The organism is Leifsonia sp. SIMBA_070 (genome assembly GCF_046534635.1).
Lineage (GTDB): Bacteria > Actinomycetota > Actinomycetes > Actinomycetales > Microbacteriaceae > Leifsonia.
The window spans coordinates 1-232 of record NZ_JAWRYK010001016.1 but is presented as its reverse complement, the minus strand read 5'-3'; the positions used below and the strand labels follow the sequence as shown (position 1 = coordinate 232).

The 232-nt window shown below is 66.8% G+C and carries 1 pseudogene; it reads left to right on the top strand.

The features are described from left to right. A pseudogene (locus SB754_RS23220) lies at positions 1 to 232 on the top strand (hypothetical protein); the annotation flags it as partial.

The following is a 232-nucleotide window of genomic DNA, read 5'->3' as shown; positions in this document are numbered from 1 at the left end:
CGCCATGGCTGCGGCCCGGATCCTGGGCGAACAGGGCGTGGACGTCCTTTCCCCCGGATCGTTCGACGAAGCCGTGGGACTGCTTGAGGACAAGGGGGCCGAGGCAACTCTGCTGCTGATCGATCCCCAGGGGTTTCTCGGCGGGGCTCAATTGTCTGAGCTTGCCCGGACAGCCCGGCGGACCGTCCTGGTGGAACCGGGTTTTGAACAGCTGTCGGCGCTCGCGCCCGAT